This is a genomic window from Pseudoalteromonas piratica (genome assembly GCF_000788395.1).
Classification (GTDB): Bacteria; Pseudomonadota; Gammaproteobacteria; order Enterobacterales; family Alteromonadaceae; genus Pseudoalteromonas; species Pseudoalteromonas piratica.
In genome coordinates this window covers 905,030-924,999 of record NZ_CP009889.1, presented here as the reverse complement: position 1 = coordinate 924,999, position 19,970 = coordinate 905,030, and the positions used below count along the sequence as shown (strand labels likewise).

General features: G+C 37.0%; 18 protein-coding genes. 11 read left to right on the top strand and 7 right to left on the bottom strand.

The window, feature by feature from the left end; genetic code table 11:
- Positions 1-27: 27 nt before the first annotated feature.
- The 3 genes from OM33_RS18915 to OM33_RS18905 all read right to left on the bottom strand — a co-directional run bounded on the left by OM33_RS18915 (position 28) and on the right by OM33_RS18905 (position 4,549).
- On the bottom strand, positions 28-2,316 hold the full coding sequence (locus OM33_RS18915) for a S8 family serine peptidase (protein ID WP_040135938.1): 2,289 nt from the start codon (positions 2,314-2,316) through the stop codon (positions 28-30).
- A gap of 111 nt (positions 2,317-2,427) precedes the next feature.
- Positions 2,428-3,612 carry a cation:proton antiporter domain-containing protein gene (locus OM33_RS18910; protein ID WP_040135937.1) on the bottom strand — a complete coding sequence of 395 codons (1,185 nt, stop codon included), beginning with the start codon at positions 3,610-3,612 and terminating at the stop codon, positions 2,428-2,430.
- Positions 3,605-4,549, bottom strand: coding sequence for a hypothetical protein (locus tag OM33_RS18905; RefSeq protein WP_040135936.1), 945 nt, complete (start codon positions 4,547-4,549; stop codon positions 3,605-3,607). Before OM33_RS18905 ends, OM33_RS18910 begins: the two co-directional genes overlap by 8 nt.
- A gap of 43 nt (positions 4,550-4,592) precedes the next feature.
- On the opposite strand from OM33_RS18905, the gene OM33_RS18900 reads away from it, so the two are divergent.
- Both OM33_RS18900 and OM33_RS18895 read left to right on the top strand, forming a co-directional pair.
- Positions 4,593-5,999: a protein adenylyltransferase SelO family protein gene (locus OM33_RS18900; RefSeq protein WP_040135935.1), complete on the top strand. Its 1,407-nt coding sequence runs from the start codon at positions 4,593-4,595 to the stop codon at positions 5,997-5,999.
- An 85-nt stretch (positions 6,000-6,084) separates the two neighbouring features.
- Entirely contained in the window at positions 6,085-6,774 is a 690-nt protein-coding gene (locus tag OM33_RS18895) for a diguanylate cyclase domain-containing protein (RefSeq protein WP_040135934.1), read from the top strand.
- On the opposite strand, the gene OM33_RS18890 is transcribed toward OM33_RS18895, so the two are convergent.
- Entirely contained in the window at positions 6,766-7,005 is a 240-nt protein-coding gene (locus tag OM33_RS18890; RefSeq protein WP_040135933.1) for a hypothetical protein, read from the bottom strand. The two genes, OM33_RS18895 and OM33_RS18890, sit on opposite strands and share 9 nt — an antisense overlap.
- 222 nt (positions 7,006-7,227) lie before the next feature.
- On the opposite strand from OM33_RS18890, the gene bfr (OM33_RS18885) reads away from it, so the two are divergent.
- From bfr (OM33_RS18885) to OM33_RS18865, 5 genes are all read left to right on the top strand, one after another.
- Entirely contained in the window at positions 7,228-7,698 is a 471-nt protein-coding gene (bfr, locus tag OM33_RS18885) for a bacterioferritin (protein WP_040135932.1), read from the top strand.
- A gap of 3 nt (positions 7,699-7,701) precedes the next feature.
- Entirely contained in the window at positions 7,702-8,184 is a 483-nt protein-coding gene (bfr, locus tag OM33_RS18880) for a bacterioferritin (protein WP_040135931.1), read from the top strand.
- 271 nt (positions 8,185-8,455) lie between these two features.
- Positions 8,456-10,696, top strand: a complete 2,241-nt coding sequence (locus OM33_RS18875) for an acyl-CoA dehydrogenase (protein WP_040135930.1) — start codon at positions 8,456-8,458, stop codon at positions 10,694-10,696.
- Positions 10,697-10,788: 92 nt separating this feature from the next.
- On the top strand, positions 10,789-11,166 hold the full coding sequence (locus OM33_RS18870) for a cytochrome b562 (protein WP_052141181.1): 378 nt from the start codon (positions 10,789-10,791) through the stop codon (positions 11,164-11,166).
- A gap of 114 nt (positions 11,167-11,280) precedes the next feature.
- Complete coding sequence (locus OM33_RS18865) at positions 11,281-11,922, top strand: outer membrane beta-barrel protein (protein ID WP_040135928.1); 642 nt, start codon at positions 11,281-11,283, stop codon at positions 11,920-11,922.
- 29 nt (positions 11,923-11,951) lie between these two features.
- Here the strand turns inward: OM33_RS18865 and OM33_RS18860 are convergent, their stop codons facing one another.
- On the bottom strand, positions 11,952-12,563 hold the full coding sequence (locus OM33_RS18860; RefSeq protein WP_040135927.1) for a DUF6058 family natural product biosynthesis protein: 612 nt from the start codon (positions 12,561-12,563) through the stop codon (positions 11,952-11,954).
- A gap of 138 nt (positions 12,564-12,701) precedes the next feature.
- Here OM33_RS18860 and dapA point away from each other — a divergent pair, with 138 nt between their 5' ends.
- Together dapA and OM33_RS18850 are read left to right on the top strand one after the other, a co-directional pair.
- On the top strand, positions 12,702-13,616 hold the full coding sequence (gene dapA / locus OM33_RS18855; protein ID WP_040135926.1) for a 4-hydroxy-tetrahydrodipicolinate synthase: 915 nt from the start codon (positions 12,702-12,704) through the stop codon (positions 13,614-13,616).
- Between the two features lie 108 nt (positions 13,617-13,724).
- Positions 13,725-14,990, top strand: coding sequence for a DEAD/DEAH box helicase (locus OM33_RS18850; protein ID WP_040135925.1), 1,266 nt, complete (start codon positions 13,725-13,727; stop codon positions 14,988-14,990).
- Positions 14,991-15,081: 91 nt separating this feature from the next.
- Here the strand turns inward: OM33_RS18850 and OM33_RS18845 are convergent, their stop codons facing one another.
- Together OM33_RS18845 and OM33_RS18840 are read right to left on the bottom strand one after the other, a co-directional pair.
- Positions 15,082-16,671: an AbgT family transporter gene (locus OM33_RS18845; RefSeq protein WP_040135924.1), complete on the bottom strand. Its 1,590-nt coding sequence runs from the start codon at positions 16,669-16,671 to the stop codon at positions 15,082-15,084.
- A 99-nt stretch (positions 16,672-16,770) separates the two neighbouring features.
- Positions 16,771-17,559, bottom strand: a complete 789-nt coding sequence (locus OM33_RS18840; RefSeq protein ID WP_040135923.1) for a class I SAM-dependent methyltransferase — start codon at positions 17,557-17,559, stop codon at positions 16,771-16,773.
- Between the two features lie 116 nt (positions 17,560-17,675).
- Here OM33_RS18840 and rluF point away from each other — a divergent pair, with 116 nt between their 5' ends.
- The gene (rluF, locus tag OM33_RS18835; RefSeq protein WP_040135922.1) at positions 17,676-18,551 is read left to right on the top strand and encodes a 23S rRNA pseudouridine(2604) synthase RluF; all 876 of its coding nucleotides are present in this window, start codon (positions 17,676-17,678) and stop codon (positions 18,549-18,551) included.
- 134 nt (positions 18,552-18,685) lie between these two features.
- The gene (locus OM33_RS18830) at positions 18,686-19,669 is read left to right on the top strand and encodes a hypothetical protein (RefSeq protein ID WP_199922550.1); all 984 of its coding nucleotides are present in this window, start codon (positions 18,686-18,688) and stop codon (positions 19,667-19,669) included.
- Positions 19,670-19,970: the final 301 nt, after the last annotated feature.

Here is a 19,970-nt window from a genome sequence, read left to right as displayed (position 1 = left end):
GGTTAACCACTTTCCTCACTCAAAAGCTTATGGATTAGCTTTTACATTTAAAGTTACACCACTTGCTGCACGGTAACCATAGATATCGATATACCAAGTACCAGCTTGAGGCGCACTGAACGAACAGTTTTCATTGTTACCTGTCTCGTAAGGGCGACAATCATAGCTGCTTGTAGTTGATTGAGAGCCAAATGTTACATACATATCAGCATCACCTGAACCACCTGACATAGTGATATTTAAATCGCTATAACCTGCTGCTAAATCAAGCGTGTAACGCTGCCAGCTACGACGAGAAACAGAAATATTATTTACTGTGTCATCGATAGGTGTGATTTCACCGTTACCACCACCATCATTACCTTCGGTATAAGATGCTGTTAGGCTTACATTAGCAAAGCTGCTGTATGCTTTAACACGAACATAGTAAGTACCGCCAGATTGCGTTAGGTTACATGTTTCGTTGTTACCATTTGCATATGGACGACATTCATAATTGCTGTCAGTTGGTTGTGCATTAAATTGCGTGTAAAGGTCTGCATCACCTGAACCACCGCTCATAACAACTTTTACGTCAGTTGCACCAGCTGGTACTTCAAACGTGTAAAGTACTTCTTCATTTGTATTTGCAGCAATACCTGAAACTGTTTGACCATTAATTAATACATTATCACCAGGCGTTGGAGGTGTTGTACCACCGTCACCAGAACAACCATTTGCTTGTAAGTGATCAATTGCGTCTTTCGCTTGAACTAAACCGTAACCGAATTTGACATCGCGGCCGGCAGCACCAAGATCCTCTGCAGTTGTATTAAGCGCAGTACGGATTTCTTGAGCTGTACAGCTTGGGTGGTGACTCCACACAAGAGCAGCAACACCAGCAACGTGTGGAGATGCCATTGAAGTACCACTCATCATGCCGTAGTTACCAGTGCCAATATCAATAGTTGTTGATAAACCAGTTTGCGAAAGCATAGTTGCACCATCAGCATCTGTAGCAGTCACAGCAGGAATTGACGTTTGGTTTGTATCGCCTAAAGTACCACCGAAGCTACCCGCAGCATTGTTATAAATTACTGCACCTACACCACCACTGTCTTGACAGTTTTTAACTTTATCGTGGAAAGAAATGTTACCACGTTGAATTAGGCACACTTTACCGTTTGCACCTGAATCAATAGATTCACCTGTTGCAAAATTATATAAAGGCGCTGTTACTGAACCTGTGTTTTCCATTGCGTTAACGCTGTAAGCGCTGCTGCCAACAGATAAAGAAACGACTTGACCTGTGCCTTCTGGGTAAGTTGAGTAAACATCAACACCAGGAGCTGCAATTTCAACTTGGCTGTTCTTTTGTGAGAAATCAGCCAGTGCTTTACTGCTATCAATAGCTGCAACAGACATTACTGAGTCGTAAGATGCTGGGAAGCTTTCAATATCAGTTGTGTTAGATGGGTTACCATCGTTACCTGCAGCTGCAATGAGTAATACACCCGCATCTGCAATTGCTTGAATACCATTACGCTCACTTGTGCTCGAACCTGAACCACCTAAGCTCATGTTAATTACATCACTGCCTGCGTTTTTACACTCATTCATTGCTGATACAAGATCAGATGAGTAGCCCCAACCACTTGCGTTGAATACTTTGATAATGTGTAAAGAAGGATCAGAACCGATTACACCTCGTACACCAACACCATTATCAATAGCTGCAATTGTACCTGCTACGTGAGTACCGTGTGGACCACCTTCTTGATACCAGTTACCTGTACCACTGTTATTAGTACCAGTAACAGTGCCACCGTTAGTACCCATGTCTTCGTGCGGTAGGTCTAAACCAGAATCGATAACACAGATTTTTTTACCATTGTTAGCCGCTGAAGCTACAGAATCATTTACTTGGTCAGCTTGCACCATTGCAATACCATATGGCTGTGTTTGAGCCATTAAGCGACGTGGTAAATCTTCTTCAACATAATCTACCATTGGATCATTTTGTAGTTGTTTTAATTGAGCGTCGCTTAATTGTGCAATGTTCGCGTTAATTGCTGGGTTGAATTTCGCATTACGAACACCCATTTGAGTTAATCGATCTTTTGTTACTGATTCAATGCTAGTAGTGTTAGCAAAGTTCATGAATGAAGATTGTTCTTTGTATTTTACAATGTAACGTTTTGGTAATGGCGATTTCACTGCTGCACGGTTGTCAGCTAAATTTGCTTTCAGTAAGCCTTCTGAATCACTTGCAATTGCTGTATTAACAGCAAGTGCTACTGCTGCGATAGAGCAAATTTTTAATGATTTACTTGTCATAATAGTTCCCAGGTTGTTGTCGCTTTAGGAACCCAAAATGTAACAGTGTGTAACTTGAATTCACACTATTTTAACATTGATCCTGTAAATGAATGTTAACAAAAATTTAACCTAAGAGTTGTTTTGATTTGATTTCGCGCTAATACCATGAAAAATAACACTTAAAATTATTGTTAAAATTGCACTGTCAATTACAACCTTAGGAACATCTTTAAGGGTTTGTATCAAAATAAGTGTAAAAACGACGGAAGCTAAACCTCTTGGGCCATACCAAGCCAACAAAAAACGTTGTTTAAACGCAAGCTTTGTGAACATAAAGGATAAAATGACAGGTATCATTCTCATTATTGTCAGCGCCAGCAGAGCAAACAATATGGCATTTAAAGACACACCACTGTGTAAATAAAAATATGCAAAATGAGCAAAGATAAACCAAATAATTAATGCACAGGTATTAGCCAGTGCATGTGCGTTATTAACTCGTTGTGGTTTAAATGCATTCTTAAATTTTATATCGAACAACAGGCCTGCGATAAATGCTGCAAAAAAACCACTGCCACCGAAATATTGTGTTATGAGATAAATAACCACAGCTATTGCAACACAAATAAAGGCTTCACTATCAAGATTGTATAAACGGTGACTTTCTGAATAAATGGCTAATTTAAAAAATAAGGGTGTGGCTATTAATGCAATTACGATAGCGATACCAATTTCTCTTATAGTAACGGCTAGCGTTTCATAAAAACTAGGTTCTTGTTGATTTAGCGCTGTTGTTAGAAGTAATAGGAAAATTGGAACAGCTAAGCCATCATTTAATCCACTTTCTACATTAACTGCTTCACGTGTTTTTTCAGGAATAGCGTCATTATCTATAAAGCTGCTACTAAGCGCCGCATCTGTAGGGGTTGAAATAATTGCCAATAATGCAACAAAAATAATGGATAACTCAGGAAATAACCAGGTGCCTAACGCTGTGCCAAATATAAAGGTGAATGGAAGTGCTAACAGGAGTAATAATAGTGCATAGTGATAACTCGTTTTTAATACGGCTAGTTTTGTTTTAGCAGCATCAGTGAATAAAATAAGTGCTAAGGTGAGCTCTATGAAAATCTTAAATGGCGCTAGTTGAATATTGAGTTGATCTGGAACATAAGAATAATACGAATACACCAACCCACTTGCCAACATAAACATGGGGCCAGATATTCTAAAATTATGAAATTGTCTTGCAAATAATGAATAAATAATCAAAGAAGAAGTAATAACGATAATTAGGATATATTCACTATGCATAAGTGTTTAGCTCACTCTCTATTGATTTAAGCATTCTTCGTAATTGTCTTACTTCATAAGCACCATCACCACGTTTTTTATGAAGCAAGGGGGCTACATGGTTTTGAATATTGCCTCTTAAATTTACATACTGCATCGCAATTTTGTAACCAAACGGGCACAGGTGAACTGGTTTTAATTGTCCTTGGTGATAATAGTAGAAAACCTTTTCTGCAATGTTGAGATGGCAATAGAGAGGTATAAAACCGTCATTTTGCAATGTAAATGCTTGTAGTTGGATGTGTTTGTATCTCACAAAGTAAAACAACATTAAATCACGCATACGATGAATATCGTCATGCCATTGTGAAAAGGCGGCCAATAGTTTTTTAGATGATGGCGTTTCAGGCTTGGTTTGAGGTTTTATTTTACTCGTTAAAATAGGATCGGTTTTTCGTAATAATTTGACAGGATTTGTATTAATTATTTTTTTATCAATTAGATAATTACAAAAATGGTTTAATACTGTAAACACAGATGCACGTGATTCATAGCTGTGTGAACTTTGAGTAAATGGACGCCAGAGCGGGTTATAAGTCCGAATATCATCCGTGTCGATAAATCGCGAAACGCGGCTTTGAGAGCACCACTCAGTTGGTGGACACTGAATGAACACCATGTACTCTTTTAATACAGCTTCATTAATATATGTTAAAGTTTGCGACTTTTGATACCAAAGCCAAAGTAATAATTTTTCAACTTCATTACGATAGCGATTAAAACTATTGTTATTTTTTAAACCAACAGTATGCAAATAACGTAAAACTTGACATAAATCGTAATGCTGATCTGCACTTAAACAACGTAAATGCAGATAATGCGCTGTTTTAAATTGGTTTTGAGCGTAGTCAATTTGATATGGTAGCTGGCAAAATGTATCTATTAACGGCTTAATCATTGCAGAGAGCTTCCATTTTACAATTTATTATTTTTGGAAATATATGTCGTTCAAACAACAGTATAGTGAACTACCTGATGCCTTATTTCAATCAATTTGCCCAGAGCAAGTCGTTGAACCTGAACTTGTCGTTTTTAACCATAATTTATCTAAACAATTAATTTTACCCAAAGAGTTTGAGCATAGAGATGTTAATTTTCTGAGTGGTAATAAAATAGTAGAGACTAGCACACCATTCGCACTAGGCTATGCAGGGCACCAGTTTGGTAATTTAGTGCCGCAATTAGGTGATGGTCGGGCTCATTTGCTTGGTCAAGTTGTTTCAAAGAAAGGGAATGATGTTGACCTTCAACTAAAAGGGAGTGGTAAAACGCGTTATTCACGTGGGGGTGATGGTAAATCGACGTTAAAGTCTGCGCTAAGAGAATATATTGTTAGTGAATATTTAAATACTCTTAATATATCGACATGTCGCAGTTTATATGTGCTTTGTGGTAATGAATCCATTATGCGAAATGAACCAGAACAAGTTGGCCTTGTATGCCGTGTGGCCAAAAGTCACATCCGAATTGGTAGTTTTCAATTTGCTGCAATGCATCAAGACACACATGTTCTAAAGTCACTCGCTGATTTTACAATTAATCAACTTTATCCCGAATTAAACAATAGTAATAACCCTTACTTGGCTTTATTCGAAATAGTTTCGGAACAACTAAGCAAATTGGTAGCAAGTTGGATGGCCCACGGCTTTATACATGGAGTAATGAATACCGATAATATTCTTTTATCAGGTGAAGCAATCGATTTTGGGCCTTGTGCATTTATGGGCGCATATCAACCAACACAGGTGTTCAGTTCGATTGATAGGCAAGGGCGATACGCTTTCCAAAACCAACCTGGCATAATGCATTGGAATTTAGCACGTCTCGCTGAAAGCTTAATACCTCTCGTGGATGTTAGAGAAGAGCAGGCAATAGCACTTCTAACGAAAGCCCTAAATAAATTCCCTGTCTTATATGAACAACATTATCATGCATTGATGTCAGAAAAACTTGCAATAAATTCTGCGGATAAAACATCAAAAGATATAATTACATCATTGCTTAAATTTATGTCGGACGAGGGACTTGATTATAGAGCGACTTTCACAGACCTAACAAATAGCTTTATTCGCAAAGATGAAAATTTGAAAATAAACTCATCAGACTGGTTTAATTATTGGCAAAAACAGATCAATCTAGACTTAGTCGACAGGATGTGTCATGTTAATCCCAAGCAACATTTTTATAATGTTACAATCGAAAAATTACTCGATTTATGTGTAGCAGAACCCTTACAAGCATCTAACTATATTGAACAATACTTTGCAGCATTGCATGATGATGAAAGTACTCATTTGTTAGCAAATCACGGATTTGATAAAGCTTATCGGACTTATTGTGGTACCTAAAGTAAGTTCGCTTAAATAGATTGTTAACTGCGACAGTAATATCCATAGTATTTCTCTTTTAATTATTACTAGTTAGAGAGCGGTTATGATTGATCAAATCAAACAGCAGATTCGCAAGCGTATGTTTTGGGATTTAGTCTCATTAGTATTGTTATTTGCAGCTAGCTACATTTTATTTTTGGTTTTTAATGTTATTGATTGGTTACACACCATCAGTCACGAAGTAGGTATAAATGGAATTGCTGAAATAATACCTACGCTTTGCGTGCTTGCTGTTGGGTTTTCAATATTCTCTTATCGTCGTTGGCAAGATACTCGAGCGTTTTCGCTTTATGCAGAGGAGCTTTCTATGATTGACCCAATGACTAATCTACCAAATCGAAGAGCTGTTCAGCGAATTCTTAATCAAATTAATGCGAAGAAAGAGTATCCAGTAGGTGTGTTGCTCGTAGACATTGAAGGCCTTGAGATAATAAGGTCAAAACTTGGCCAAACTGTTTTAGAACATGTAATGATTGAAATTTTGTATCATATTTCAAAGCATTTAACCGGCGAACAATTAGTTGCCTATTGGCAAGCAGGCCAATTTGTTTGCTTATGTCCAGGCTTCGATAATAAAGAAACTCATTTGTTAAAACAAAAGCTAGAAGGTATTTCTATGAACAGAGAAAAACTGCTTGGCTTGTCATTAGCATTTAGTTGTGCAGCGAGTTCTGTTTATAACAAGGCCGAACTTGAAAACTTATTCACTGATCTCGAAGAGCAGTTAATTTAATACCAGTACAATTACATCGCTATTTTGAAATGCATTGCATTTATTCGGCAGTGTTTTATTTACGGCCCTTTTGAAGACACATTGTTCAAAACCCAATGTTTTACATTTGTCATAACAAGCTAATTTTTCTGTCCAGCCAGAATATTCGTTTATCATGACATTTAGAACTAATGCACTAAAAGTAATGAATGTAATTGTTACGATAAGTAATTGCTTCGATGAATTTTTCATTACTAACACCCTCGAACAACCTACTTAATTTCAGTCTAGTACAGGTTGGTGTTTTTTTGTTCATAAAACAATTAATAATGATTTTCAATTATCTTTAAACTTGCTTAAACAATTTGTCTAGGTTATTGAATTTTTAATATAAAAACAGTCTTTGTAGGTGCTTGTTTATATCCTTAAATTAGCTAAAGTTAATCTACACAAGTAAAGTATTGAGTAATTGTAATGAAAGGAAATAAAGAAGTACTGGCAGCGTTAAATCAGGTACTCACACATGAGCTAACCTCTATTAACCAATTCTTTCTTCATGCACGTATGTTTAAAAACTGGGGGCTGGAAGAACTCAATGAAAAAGCTTACAAAAAATCCATAAAGGATATGAAGCAAGCAGATGATTTGATTGAGCGTATTTTATTCCTCGAAGGCTTACCTAATTTACAACACCTAGAACGTCTGCGTATTGGCGAGCACTCAAAAGAAATGCTCGAATGTGATCTTGCTATTCAAATGGATCAAGTTCCACTTTTAAAGCAATCAATTGCTTTGTGCGAAGAAAAGCAAGACTTCGTTAGCCGTGAATTGCTTGAAGAAATACTTGAATATGAAGAAGAGTATATTGATTGGTTAGAAACGCAGTTGTCGCTAATTGGTAATATTGGCATTGAAAATTATCTACAAAGCCAAATTGAGGATTAGGTCATGAAAGGTAATCAGAAAATTATTGATCTACTTAATAGACAGCTCACGCTTGAGTTAACGTCGATGGATCAATATCTTGCACATAGCAAAATCTATGAAGATATGGGTATTGAAAAACTTCATCATCAGCTATCTCATGAATACGAAGAAGAGTTAGAGCATGCGAATAAGTTGATAGAACGAATTTTATTCCTTGAAGGAACACCTGATACTGCATCCCGCCAGCCTATTAATGTTGGGAGTAATGTTAAGGAAATGCTAGAAAATGATTTAGCTGCAGAACACGTTGTGCAAAAAAGTTTGATCGAAATTATCTCTGTTTGTGAAGATGAAAAAGATTACGTAACGCGAGAAATATTAGAAACGTTACTTGACGATACAGAAATGGATCATATCTATTGGTTGGAGCAACATTTAAATTTAATCAATTTGATTGGACTTCCTAACTATATTCAATCTCAAATGAAACACGAATCACCATAAAAAGGGGCCGAAAAGGCCCTTTTTTAATGCGAAACATCAATCAATAATTCATTAAACACAGTATAACTCACTTTTAGTAGGCTTAAATAACACTCAATCTCGGTTCAAATCACACTTTCAGCGTACAAGTGTATATAATTTAAAATCTAAATATATCAACTAGATAAGTTCAATATGTAATAAAAATATTAATTTTTTTGGGTAGAGTAATTGATCTAAAGGAAATTTTATGACGTAATGTATGAAAAGTTATCTGGTCGGATGAGTAGCCATGAGTTTAAGAACAAGTTTAAAAAAAGTATTACCAAGCATTTCAATTACAGAGCAAGAAGCACTTGATGCTGGCGATGTATGGTTGGAAGGTTCAATTTATCAGGGTAAACCTGACTTTGATGCACTTCGTGCAGTACCTGAAGCTAAATTAAGTCAAGATGAGCAAGCATTTTTGGATGGTCCAGTTGCTCAGCTTCTTGATATGGTAGACGAAACTGAGATCCAAAGCTCAAACCATCTACCTGACAATATTTTAGAGTTTTTGAAGTCTAATCGCTTCTTCTCGCTTATTATTCCAAAACAATATGGCGGACTAGAATTCAGTCCTTATGCTAATTCAACTATCGTGGCGACAATTGCAACGAAAAGCACAGCTGTAGCGGTTACCGTTATGGTACCAAACTCACTTGGTCCAGGTGAGTTATTAATGCACTACGGAACCGAAGAACAGCGCCAACAATACCTACCAAAACTTGCTATCGGTCAAGATATTCCATGTTTTGCGCTTACGAGCCCTGAAGCGGGTTCTGATGCGGGTGGTATTCCTGACCAAGGGATTGTGACCATGGGTGAATACCAAGGCAAGCAAGTACTAGGTTTAGAATTAACTTGGGACAAGCGTTACATCACACTTGCGCCAATTGCAACTGTGCTTGGTCTTGCTGTGAAAGTGAAAGATCCAAATGGCTTGCTTGGTGATACAGAAGATTTAGGTATCACATGTGCACTAATTCCAAAAGATCACCCAGGTGTTGAACTTGGTAATCGCCACAACCCAATGGGCATAAAATTCTACAATGGTACTACCCGTGGTCAAAACGTGTTTGTACCAATGGAATTCATCATTGGCGGTCAGAAAAATATTGGTCGTGGTTGGCAGATGCTAGTGAGCTGTCTTGGTGCAGGTCGTGGTATTTCACTACCAGCTTTAGGCTGTTCAACAGCACATGTTGCACTTAAGTCAGCCTCTGAATATGCAGCTGTACGTGAGCAATTTGGCCTGAGCATTGGTTTATTTGAAGGCATCCAAGAAAAACTGGCAGATATCGCAGGTAAGACTTACCTTCAAGAAGCGATGCGTGTTTTAACAACTGAAGGCTTAGGTCTTGGCTTGAAACCATCAGTAGTAACAGCTATTGCCAAGTACCACATGACAGAACTTGGCCGTGACGTACTTAATTCAGCAATGGATATCCAAGCGGGTAAGGCGATTCAGTGTGGTCCACAAAACACATTAGCGCAGGGTTACCTAGGTCAACCTGTTGCTATAACGGTGGAAGGTGCAAATATCTTAACACGTAACCTAATGATTTTTGGTCAGGGTGTAATGCGTTGTCACCCACACCTTCAAAGCATGGTTGAATCGATACATAGTACTGACAAAAATGCAGATGCTACTTTCCGTGGACTACTATCGAAAACAATTGGTTACAGTGTTGGTAACAGCTTAAGTGCATTTACCAAAGGCTTATTACCTTTCACTGCGGGTGCCAAATCACAACTTGCAGAAGTACGTCAGTATGAAAAAGCAGTTAATAAATTATCTGCAAAGCTTGCTGTGTATGCTGACTTCTCATTGTTAGTATTAGGTGGCAAACTTAAGCAGGCGGAACTACTTTCTGCTCGTTTAGGCGACGTAATGAGCTATTTATACGCAGCGATGGCTTCAATCCGTTACTACGAACAGAAAGTATCGAATGAAGACAGAGCTCAAGCTGCACCATACTTCCATTACGCAACTCGTTGGGCAATTGCACAAGCTGAAAAAGCGATTTCTGATTTCTTAGCGAATTTCCCTTCAGGTGCAACGCGTAAGTTTATGCGTCTAATTACAGTAACATACTCTGAGAAATCAATGCGTATCGATGATGACTTAGTGCGTGAACTAGCACACCAGTGTCAGTTGAATACAAGCTTTAAGAAGCAATTAACGCACTTAGTACATGCTTCAAACGGTGATGGTCATGATATAAACCAACAGGCTTACCTGGCGAAACTTGAATGTCTAGAAATGCTGTCGAAAATTAAAAAGTCGTTGCGTAAAAAGGAAATTAAAGCGGGCGTACGTTTTGCTGAAACCCTTGATAATGCACTTATTGCAAACATTATCAACGCGGACGAATATAAAAAGCTTGTTGATTACAATGTAAAACGTGAATTAGCAATTCGTGTTGATGAATTTGATTTTGATATGAATTTATTAAAACCAGAGCAAGCAACATTAAAGAAAGTTAGCTAACAGAATCCTAACGTACTTGCAAAGCCAATCCATGTGATTGGCTTTTTTTGTGTTCTTGATAAAATACCGCGGTTTTTATTACGAGGTTAATTATGAGATTTCTATTTCCATTCATTTTATTGATTTTTGTAAACGGTGTTGATTCGCAAGAAAGTGAGTTAGCTCTGGTTATGAAGGAGATGGCGTTTAGTTATAAACAGGCACGTAAGGCGCAAAATACAGAAGATTTATTAATTCATTTACAAGAAATTGAGAATGCGTTAATAAAATCAAAAGAGATTGGTTTTAAACGCAAACAAGCAGAATCGACAAAAGGCATTGATAAAGTGTTAACGTTAGTAAAAGAAATTCAAAAGAATGCTAATGATTTATCCCTTGCTCAAGAAGAATTGGTAAAAATTGATCAGCTCAGGAAACAATATCACGAAATCCATGAACCGAGCTTCTGGCAGTTACTATTTGGTAACTAATTGTTAGTAAATGTAATTTACCTTGATTACTGTTTATTTTAAATCCATTATAGCGGCGCTTTAATAAAGGGCATTATCAGCCCTACTTATTTAAACTTCATTACAAGGATACCAATGAAAAGCGCCTCATTATTTGTGATACCTTTAATTGCTTTATTTTCTTTAAACACTCAAGCAAAGGATAAAAATCAGTTTGCTTATTACGGTGTAAATGCAAAATACCATAAGTATTCTGATTTAAATTTTACCCCTGATATTTCAAGCGCAGAACTTGCTCCATTGACATTAACTGAAACATTACAATCACCGGGGTTAAGGTTATTCGCTGGTTACCAACTTAATCGTTACTTAGCGATAGAAGGTGGTATTACAAAATTTGGTAAGGCTGACTTTTCAGTAAGTGAAAAGACAAAAAATGCTGATGGAAAATACATCACAACAAAGTTACATACAGGTGCGTTTAAAACCTTAGGTGCAGATTTAATGCTTGTTGCAACCTATCCATTTTCAAATACATTTTTTGTAAAAGGTGTGGTTGGTGTTCAAGGTTGGGATAATTCATTTAGTTACTTAATCGAAGAAAATGACTCATACAACTTAAATAAAAAAGATGAACAAGGTGCATCATTAAAAACTGGGCTAGGGGTTGGTTTTGGTATAAGTAAATCGATGGCACTCACTATTGATTTTGAAAACACCAAAATTGCAGGGGTGAATACAAACTCTTTAGGTGTGAATTGTCTGCTTAGGTTCTAACAAATCAGTAGCGTTACACCTTTGTAACGCTACTGTGAATTGCTCATACTTTTTAATAATTTATGTGCTTGTGAAATACAATTTAATTGACTAGGAGGATAACTCAAACAACGCTCTAGTAGTCGTACACACTTAGTCATTTGTTCTTCAGTTAACTCAGTGTTTTTGGCAAGATAATCAACACTTTCAAGCGCTACAATTTCATGTATAAAACCGTTAGCTGTGATCACACCATACTTTCCAGATAAAAACAGTTGCCAATGATCTTGAATGCGATCTTCTAAATCTTCAAAATAATCACTGCTAAACTCTAAGCCTTTCAGTGATAAGTCGTTCACGCATTTGGCATATTGCTGGTAAAAAATTGAATATGCTTGTGCTGAACTAAGCTCTGAATAGGGTTTAATTAACTCAATCCATTTAGTGTAACCACGAGCAAAATATTCCTTTTCTTCACTAAAATCGGTAATACCAAAAAAAGAGCTGGATTGAACTTGGTTTTTTAAATGGTATGCCGCATTGGGTAAAATACAAAGTTCTATCCAATCACACAGTTGCTGCTCTTTAACAAAAGTGTGTGATGCCAATTGCTTTAATGAATAAAAATAATTTTCGAAGTACTCAGAAATAACCATAATCATTATTAACTGTATAAATATACAGTTAATATATCTTAATAAAAAAAAATAACAAGAATTTTTCTTTAAGAACAGAAAGCCACTTACCATCCTCACTGATTATGGTTAAAATATTAGAAATTTTAACAATGAAAAGAATATATGACGAACGTTGCTTCAATTAAAAAAGCTAGTTTAATCACGGCCATCAAAACACCTTATCTTGCCAATGGTGAAATTGATTTAGTGACATTTGATAAGTTAGTTGAAACACAAATTGCTTCTGGCGTAGATGGTATCATTGTTGGTGGTACAACTGGTGAAGGTCAATTAATGAATTGGGAAGAACACTTAATGCTAATTGCTCATAGTGTTAACCAGTTTAAAGATCGATTATTGATAGTGGGCAATACAGGAAGCAACAATTCCAAAGAAGCAATCAAAGCGACCGAATATGGTTTCGCAACAGGTATGGATGCGGCACTGCAAATCAACCCTTATTATGGGCGTTCGTCAACGCAAGGTGTCATTGCACATTTTGAGAAAGTACTCGAGATAGGTCCAGCTTTTATTTACAACGTACCTGGCCGTACAGGGCAAGATCTTACACCTGATATTATTGAGCGCTTGGCTGATAATGCGAACTTTATTGGTGTAAAAGAATGTGCTGGCAATGAGCGAATTGCTTATTATGAGAATAAGGGCATCGCATGTTGGTCAGGTAATGATGATGAAGCTCATGATGCGCGTCACATAGCAAATGCACACGGTGTAATTTCTGTCACATCAAATTTAATACCTTCAGTTTTTCGAGAGTTGATGGATAGCGAGAATTCGCAGTTAAATAATGATTGTCAACAATTAATTTCTTGGTTGTTTTGCGAGCCAAACCCAATTGCAATCAATACTGCGCTCTCACTTACAGGAGCTGTTAAGCCGGTTTTTCGCCTGCCTTATGTGCCTCTTACCGATACGCAAATCGAATTAGGACTAGACTTAATGAGTCATTTTGAAGGCAAATTAGTAGGCGATAAATTAACAAAATTAAGTCAGAACGACTTTATTATCACTCCTTAGACATCCCTTTAAGTAAAAGCGATCTAAAGGGTCGCTTTTTTATTGCGTTTCCGCACAACGCTATCCTTGATATAATGTAACTAACTCCCTTAATAGGTTTTCAAAATTATGAACTTCAAATCCTTTAGCTTTGCTGATTCAATATTATCAGCACTGGATAAAATGGGTTATGAAACACTCACGCCAGTTCAAAAAATGGCAATTCCGCATGTTCGTCGTGGTCACGATGTGCTTGCAAGTGCACAAACAGGCACAGGTAAAACAGCTGCTTTCGCATTACCGATTATTCAAAAACTATTGGATAACAATGCTGATGGAAAAACAATACGTGCAGTTATCCTAGCGCCAACACGAGAACTAGTCGATCAAATTGACCACAACATTAAACAGTATTGTGCTTTTAACAATGTTAAATCTGTCGCTATTTTTGGTGGTGTTGAACACGATAAACAAATCAACCGTATTCAAAAAGGTTGCGACATACTAGTTGCTACGCCAGGTCGACTCATTGAGCATCTTCGCAAAGGTAATTTAGCACTTAATAATGCCTGCCATGTTGTACTTGATGAAGCTGATCGTATGCTCGACATGGGTTTTAGATCTGACATTGAGACAATTTTGGAACAATGTGCTAAACAAAAACAAACGTTATTATTTTCAGCAACCTACCCATCTGCTGTTAAACAATTTGCAACCAAAACATTAGTACATCCTAAAATTGTACAAGTAAGCCGTGATAATGAAACGGCATCCACCATTACACATGTTGCTTACCCGGTATCAAATGAGCGTAAGTTAGAACTGTTATCAGAACTGATTTGTAGAAAAGGTTGGAAGCAAGTACTTGTTTTCGTAAACATGAAAGAAGACGTTCAACTGATTGTCGACGAATTAACACAATACGGTGTGACTGTTGGTGTTATCCACGGAGATAAGAGTCAAGGAAATAGGCGACGTGCATTACGCGAGTTTAAAGAAGGTAAAACGACCATTCTTGTCGGTACTGAGGTTGCAGCGCGTGGCCTGGATATCGCTGGTTTGCCACGTGTAATCAATTTTGACTTGCCTTATCTTGCAGAAGATTATGTTCACCGAATTGGTCGAACAGGAAGAGCAGGGCAAAAAGGGTTTGCAATTTCACTCGTGAGTCGTGAAGAAGAGCATATACTTGCACAAATTGAGGACTTAATTCGCGATAAAGTTAAGCGTATTTATTATCCTGGTTTTGAAGTGAGTAACCGTGATAGTTTGATTAAAAAGATCGGTAAAAAGACCTCGCTTCAAAAGCGCATTCGTTCAAATAGAGCTACACAATATGGCGCAGAAGCGAAAATGCAAAATCGCCAAAAAATTAGGAAAGCATTTAAGAAATAAGAGCAAATTAATTCTTTGATGTTAACTCAAGATTAAAACCAAATAAAAAGGAGCATTTATTGCTCCTTTTTTGTTTTTATTAAGGAATCTACTATGGCGTATAGTAAATTGGTGAATTAGGGCCAACTGGCATACCTAAGACAAATACCCATAAATAGAACAAACACACCCAGCCAACAAAGAAGAACATTGAATATGGCAACATGGTAGCAACCAAAGTACCAATACCCATATCTTTCTTATATTTGGTCGCAACAGCCAATATTAAACCAAAATAGCTCATCATTGGCGTAATCAAGTTTGTTACAGAATCACCGATACGGTAGGCCGCTTGAATAGTCTCTGGTGCGTAACCGATAAGCATTAACATCGGTACAAAAATAGGTGCTGTAATTGCCCATTGTGCTGATGAAGAACCTAAGCTTAAGTTGACCACTGCACACATAAAAATAAACAAAACAAATACTTCAGGTCCTGTTAAGTTAAGCGCTGTTAACATAGCAGCACCTTTTACAGCTAAAATAGTCCCTAAATTAGTCCATTTAAAGAATGCCACGAACTGAGCTGCGAAGAATACCAGTACAATATACATACCCATCGAGCTCATGCTTTTAGACATCGCATCGATAATATCTCTGTCATTCTTCATTGAACCTACAACTCGGCCATAAACAAAGCCTGGGATTGCAAACGTAACAAAGATGAAGACAACGATACCTTTTAAGAAGGGCGAACCAGCAACTAAGCCCGTTTCAGGGTGACGTAAAATACCATTTTCAGGCACAATTGTGGTTGCTAACACTGCACATGTAGCTAAAAATGCCAGTCCTGCGTAGCGTAAGCCTTTACGTTCAACATCAGATAAATGGTCAATTTTATTATCTGCTAAATCAATACTTGCTTCATCGTTATTGTATTTACCTAAACGAGGCTCAACAATTTTTTCAGTAACCCATGTACCAACAAAAGCAATTAAAATTACTGATACTGCCATAAAATAATAATTAGCTTCAGGGCCGACTTCATAGGTTGGGTCAATCATTTGAGCAGCAGGTGTTGTAATACCTGCAAGTAATGGATCTATTGTACCTAGCAGTAAGTTTGCGCTGTAACCACCGGATACACCCGCAAAGGCAGCAGCAAGACCTGCAAGAGGGTGACGGCCTAGGCTATGGAAAATCATAGCAGCAAGGGGGATAAGCACAACGTAACCAAGTTCAGAAGCCGTATTGGATAGTATCGCTGCAAACACAACCATAAACGTAACAAGACGTTTAGGTGCACCCATTACCATGCCACGCATTGCCGCGGATAACATGCCAGAATGTTCAGCAACACTTACACCAAGTAATGCTACAAGCACAGTACCAAGCGGTGCAAAACCAGTAAAATTAGTCACTAAGCCAGTTACAATGCGTTGTAATCCCTCTGCACTCATAAGAGAGACAACTTCGATAACGCCGTCTGGAGCTCGGCCTTTTGCGCCTTCTGGACGAGGATCAATTGCACTTACGCCCATCCAGTCTGCAATACCACTAAAGATAACAATAGCGACACAGAACATAGCAAAAAGCGTGATTGGATGAGGTAATAAATTACCAAGAAATTCTACTGTGGCTAAGAAGCGATTAAATAGCCCTTTATTTTGGTTTTCGTGAGAGTTCACTTCAATCGATGACATGAATACTTTGTGTTTGTGTAAAAATGCCCGCAACATACCATATCAAGGGGATATAACCAAGAAGCTTGCGGTTAACGGGCAATGGTATGACCTTGAGAATTACCGATTAATCGATAGATAATCAAACCATTCTGTTTGATATTGAGATAGTTTAATGTGCTTTTTGCTTGTTAAGTGACGTTGTTGATCCTCACTTGCACTAAATGGGCCTACACGACATAAAGGACAGTAATTTTGTTGTGTAAACTTAAATGGTTCAAAAACCGATGATAATTCAGATGGCTGTGATTTATCAGAATAAGCATAGATAAAGCCTGCCGTATCTTTTACTTTTTTATCTCTGTCTACGTTTCTAATCTGATAATCTGGAAAAAGTGAATAATCAAATTCTTGCTTACCCAAATGTATAATATTGGTATTGACTGTTAAATCCGTTTCAATTTGCCAATGAAGGTAAGGCTTAACTTCTTTCGAAGTGATATAACTTAATCGAAGGCCATCTTTATCAAGAAAATAATTAAAACAGGCAATTAAATAGTCACGCAATAAGGCACGGTTAACAATGTTCTGACTGGGAGCATTGGTAAAATGCTCACTGTTTTTTGCAGCTGGTACCAGCGGAAATTGAAAGATCACAAGATCAAACGCACCTGCTAGTTTATCAGGCCAGGTTTGGTTATTGGTGATATCGAGTTCGAAAAAGATTTCACCTCCTAAGCTGTTTAACCCTTCAATACCATTGATTTTATATTTATTCGTCAGCGTTTCTTTTGAATCAAGAACACTTGCACAAAGGGTTTCTATTTGGTGGTGCTTCTTTAATGAAAAGGAAAAGGTTAAATCACCATCACCAATGGTTAAAATTCGCCAGTTGGGTTGAAAAAGCATAGAAAACAGAATCTTTTAAAAGAATAATTCTAGCATGGTAGAGCATACCGAGAAAAGGCAAGCCTTTTTGTATTAGCTGTTTTACAATACGCGCAAATAATTTAAAGCTTAAAGTTATGAGTGAATTAAAGCGTTTAAATAAATACATAAGTGAAACAGGTATCTGTTCTCGAAGAGAAGCAGATACATTAATTGCACAAGGCAAAGTCACTGTAAACGGTCATGTTGCTGAGATGGGATTAAAGGTTTCAGATAAAGATGACGTTATCGTGAATGGCAAAACGTTGAAAGCGAAGCCTAAACGTGTCTACATAGCATACAACAAGCCTGTGGGTATCACCTGTACTACAGAAAAAAAGATTAAAAGTAATATTGTTTCTGCTGTTAACTACAAAGACCGCATATTTCCAATAGGGCGCTTAGATAGACCATCTGAAGGGCTTATATTTCTTACCAATGAAGGTGACATAGTTAATAAAATTTTGCGAGCCGGTAATAATCATGAGAAAGAATATATCGTTACCGTCGACAAAGAGATTGACCAACATTTTATAAAAAAAATGGGTGCTGGCATTCCGATACTTGATACAGTAACAAAGCCATGTAAAGTAAAACAGCTCGGGAAAAAACGATTTAACATTATTCTTACTCAAGGGCTAAACCGTCAGATCCGTAGAATGTGTGAATATTTAGGTTATGAAGTTACCAAACTGAAACGCGTTAGAATTATGAATGTGTCGTTAAATGATTTACCCGTTGGTCAATGGCGCTTTTTAACTGATGATGAAATGGCACAAATCAACTCCTCTATCGAACATTCAAGTAAAACACAAGAACGTTCAATAGATGAAAATAAAAGATCTGGTCATAAAAAGAGTGATGATAAATCGTCAGCTAAAAAGCGACAGCCACGTCAATCAACACCTGCAAAGACGCAAAGTTCTGATAGTAGAAAGCGTATTTCGGGTACACTCACATTAAAACGCAAATAACCTTCAAGGTGGGTTTTATTAACCCACCTAGCATTTCCAATTCAGTTACCTCAGCACATAAGAGTAGATAAAAATTAAGCATTTAAGCACAGTGTGGACTAAACTTTCACATTATTTGTTCATGAGATTGAACTGTGCGGACACTGATCGTTTTTATTATCTTCGTGATGTTTTTAGGTCAATTAACACCACGTGTTGATGTATTCAAAAATATTTATCAATTAGATCTGATCACCAATTTGCAAGTTCAATTAGCATTGTTTTCGGTTTTATTAAGCATTGCTTTAGGTATGTGGAACCGCTCGTTAATGCTCACACTATTAGTGATTAATGGGTTAGTTATCTCCGCAAATTTTAGTGGCTATGTAAATTTTGATTTTTTATCTGAACAAAAAGAACAAATAAAAACTCGCTCTGACGTACGGAAATTCTCAATTGTACAATATACGTTCGACACTGAAATCTCTCAATCATTACCCCCTATTTATGACTTACTGACTCAGTTAGACAAAGACATTATTGTGCTATTTAATGTAAACGATCTTCATAAATCTTATCTTAAGGATTTGAGTAAAGGTAAGTTTAGTTATGGCTTACGACAAAAAGAGGGATTAGCAAGTAATATTGCCATCATTACAAAATTTGCAATTCAATCGAAAAGACGCAATACGTTTTTAGATGAAAGAGGCGATATAATAGAACTGAAACTATTTGTAAAAGATCAGACAGTAAAATTAACAGTTATGCACCCACCGGAGCCAGCGTCAAAACTCCATTGGCAACGCAGGAATTTGATGCTTAACACGCTTGAGACTATGGAAAATACGAATAATACAGTTTCGCCATACTCATTAATTATCAGTGAACTTTATACATCAGTGTGGTCAAGACATTTTCCGATGCTAGATAATTACCGTTCGTGCGCGGCTTCATTAGGCGTTTACGGTAACTGGTATTTTAATAATACACTTAAATTACTTGGTAATTTTGGCGCGATTAATACAAGCCACTGTTTTTATAGTTATCGTTTAAAGCTGAGTAATTTAGAAAGTAATTCAATACTAGGTGGCTTACATAACATGGTGATATATGAATTGGCACTTCAAAATAATACCTAATTGTTAAATAAGTATTTTATTAACGCTAAACAGCCAAGGAGCAAGGTGCACATTATTGGAATGAAACTAAAAATAAGCCAAGTATCATAGGTAACCAGGCTACTTGCGCTGAAGATATTTCTAACATTACCCGAAAAAATAAGTGACACAGGAAACCAAGAAAGTGCGCCATATAAGCCTAAATTTGCGATACCTTGTTCAAATAAGCTTTGTCCGGCGAGTATTTTGCCAATCGAGGATATCAAAACCAATATCAGCATAATAAAAAAAGAACGGTAAGGGACATGCCATAAAAATTCAT

What these genes read in the sequence shown, in the direction of transcription:
- OM33_RS18915 (WP_040135938.1), bottom strand. Translation starts at nt 2,316, where the DNA reads ATGACAAGTAAATCATTAAAAATTTGCTCTATCGCAGCAGTAGCACTT.
- OM33_RS18910 (WP_040135937.1), bottom strand. Translation starts at nt 3,612, where the DNA reads ATGCATAGTGAATATATCCTAATTATCGTTATTACTTCTTCTTTGATT.
- OM33_RS18895 (WP_040135934.1), top strand. Translation starts at nt 6,085, where the DNA reads ATGATTGATCAAATCAAACAGCAGATTCGCAAGCGTATGTTTTGGGAT.
- bfr (WP_040135932.1), top strand. Translation starts at nt 7,228, where the DNA reads ATGAAAGGAAATAAAGAAGTACTGGCAGCGTTAAATCAGGTACTCACA.
- OM33_RS18870 (WP_052141181.1), top strand. Translation starts at nt 10,789, where the DNA reads ATGAGATTTCTATTTCCATTCATTTTATTGATTTTTGTAAACGGTGTT.
- OM33_RS18900 (WP_040135935.1), top strand. Translation starts at nt 4,593, where the DNA reads ATGTCGTTCAAACAACAGTATAGTGAACTACCTGATGCCTTATTTCAA.
- OM33_RS18845 (WP_040135924.1), bottom strand. Translation starts at nt 16,671, where the DNA reads ATGTCATCGATTGAAGTGAACTCTCACGAAAACCAAAATAAAGGGCTA.
- OM33_RS18865 (WP_040135928.1), top strand. Translation starts at nt 11,281, where the DNA reads ATGAAAAGCGCCTCATTATTTGTGATACCTTTAATTGCTTTATTTTCT.
- OM33_RS18860 (WP_040135927.1), bottom strand. Translation starts at nt 12,563, where the DNA reads ATGATTATGGTTATTTCTGAGTACTTCGAAAATTATTTTTATTCATTA.
- OM33_RS18890 (WP_040135933.1), bottom strand. Translation starts at nt 7,005, where the DNA reads ATGAAAAATTCATCGAAGCAATTACTTATCGTAACAATTACATTCATT.
- dapA (WP_040135926.1), top strand. Translation starts at nt 12,702, where the DNA reads ATGACGAACGTTGCTTCAATTAAAAAAGCTAGTTTAATCACGGCCATC.
- OM33_RS18875 (WP_040135930.1), top strand. Translation starts at nt 8,456, where the DNA reads ATGAGTTTAAGAACAAGTTTAAAAAAAGTATTACCAAGCATTTCAATT.
- bfr (WP_040135931.1), top strand. Translation starts at nt 7,702, where the DNA reads ATGAAAGGTAATCAGAAAATTATTGATCTACTTAATAGACAGCTCACG.
- OM33_RS18850 (WP_040135925.1), top strand. Translation starts at nt 13,725, where the DNA reads ATGAACTTCAAATCCTTTAGCTTTGCTGATTCAATATTATCAGCACTG.
- rluF (WP_040135922.1), top strand. Translation starts at nt 17,676, where the DNA reads ATGAGTGAATTAAAGCGTTTAAATAAATACATAAGTGAAACAGGTATC.
- OM33_RS18840 (WP_040135923.1), bottom strand. Translation starts at nt 17,559, where the DNA reads ATGCTTTTTCAACCCAACTGGCGAATTTTAACCATTGGTGATGGTGAT.
- OM33_RS18905 (WP_040135936.1), bottom strand. Translation starts at nt 4,549, where the DNA reads ATGATTAAGCCGTTAATAGATACATTTTGCCAGCTACCATATCAAATT.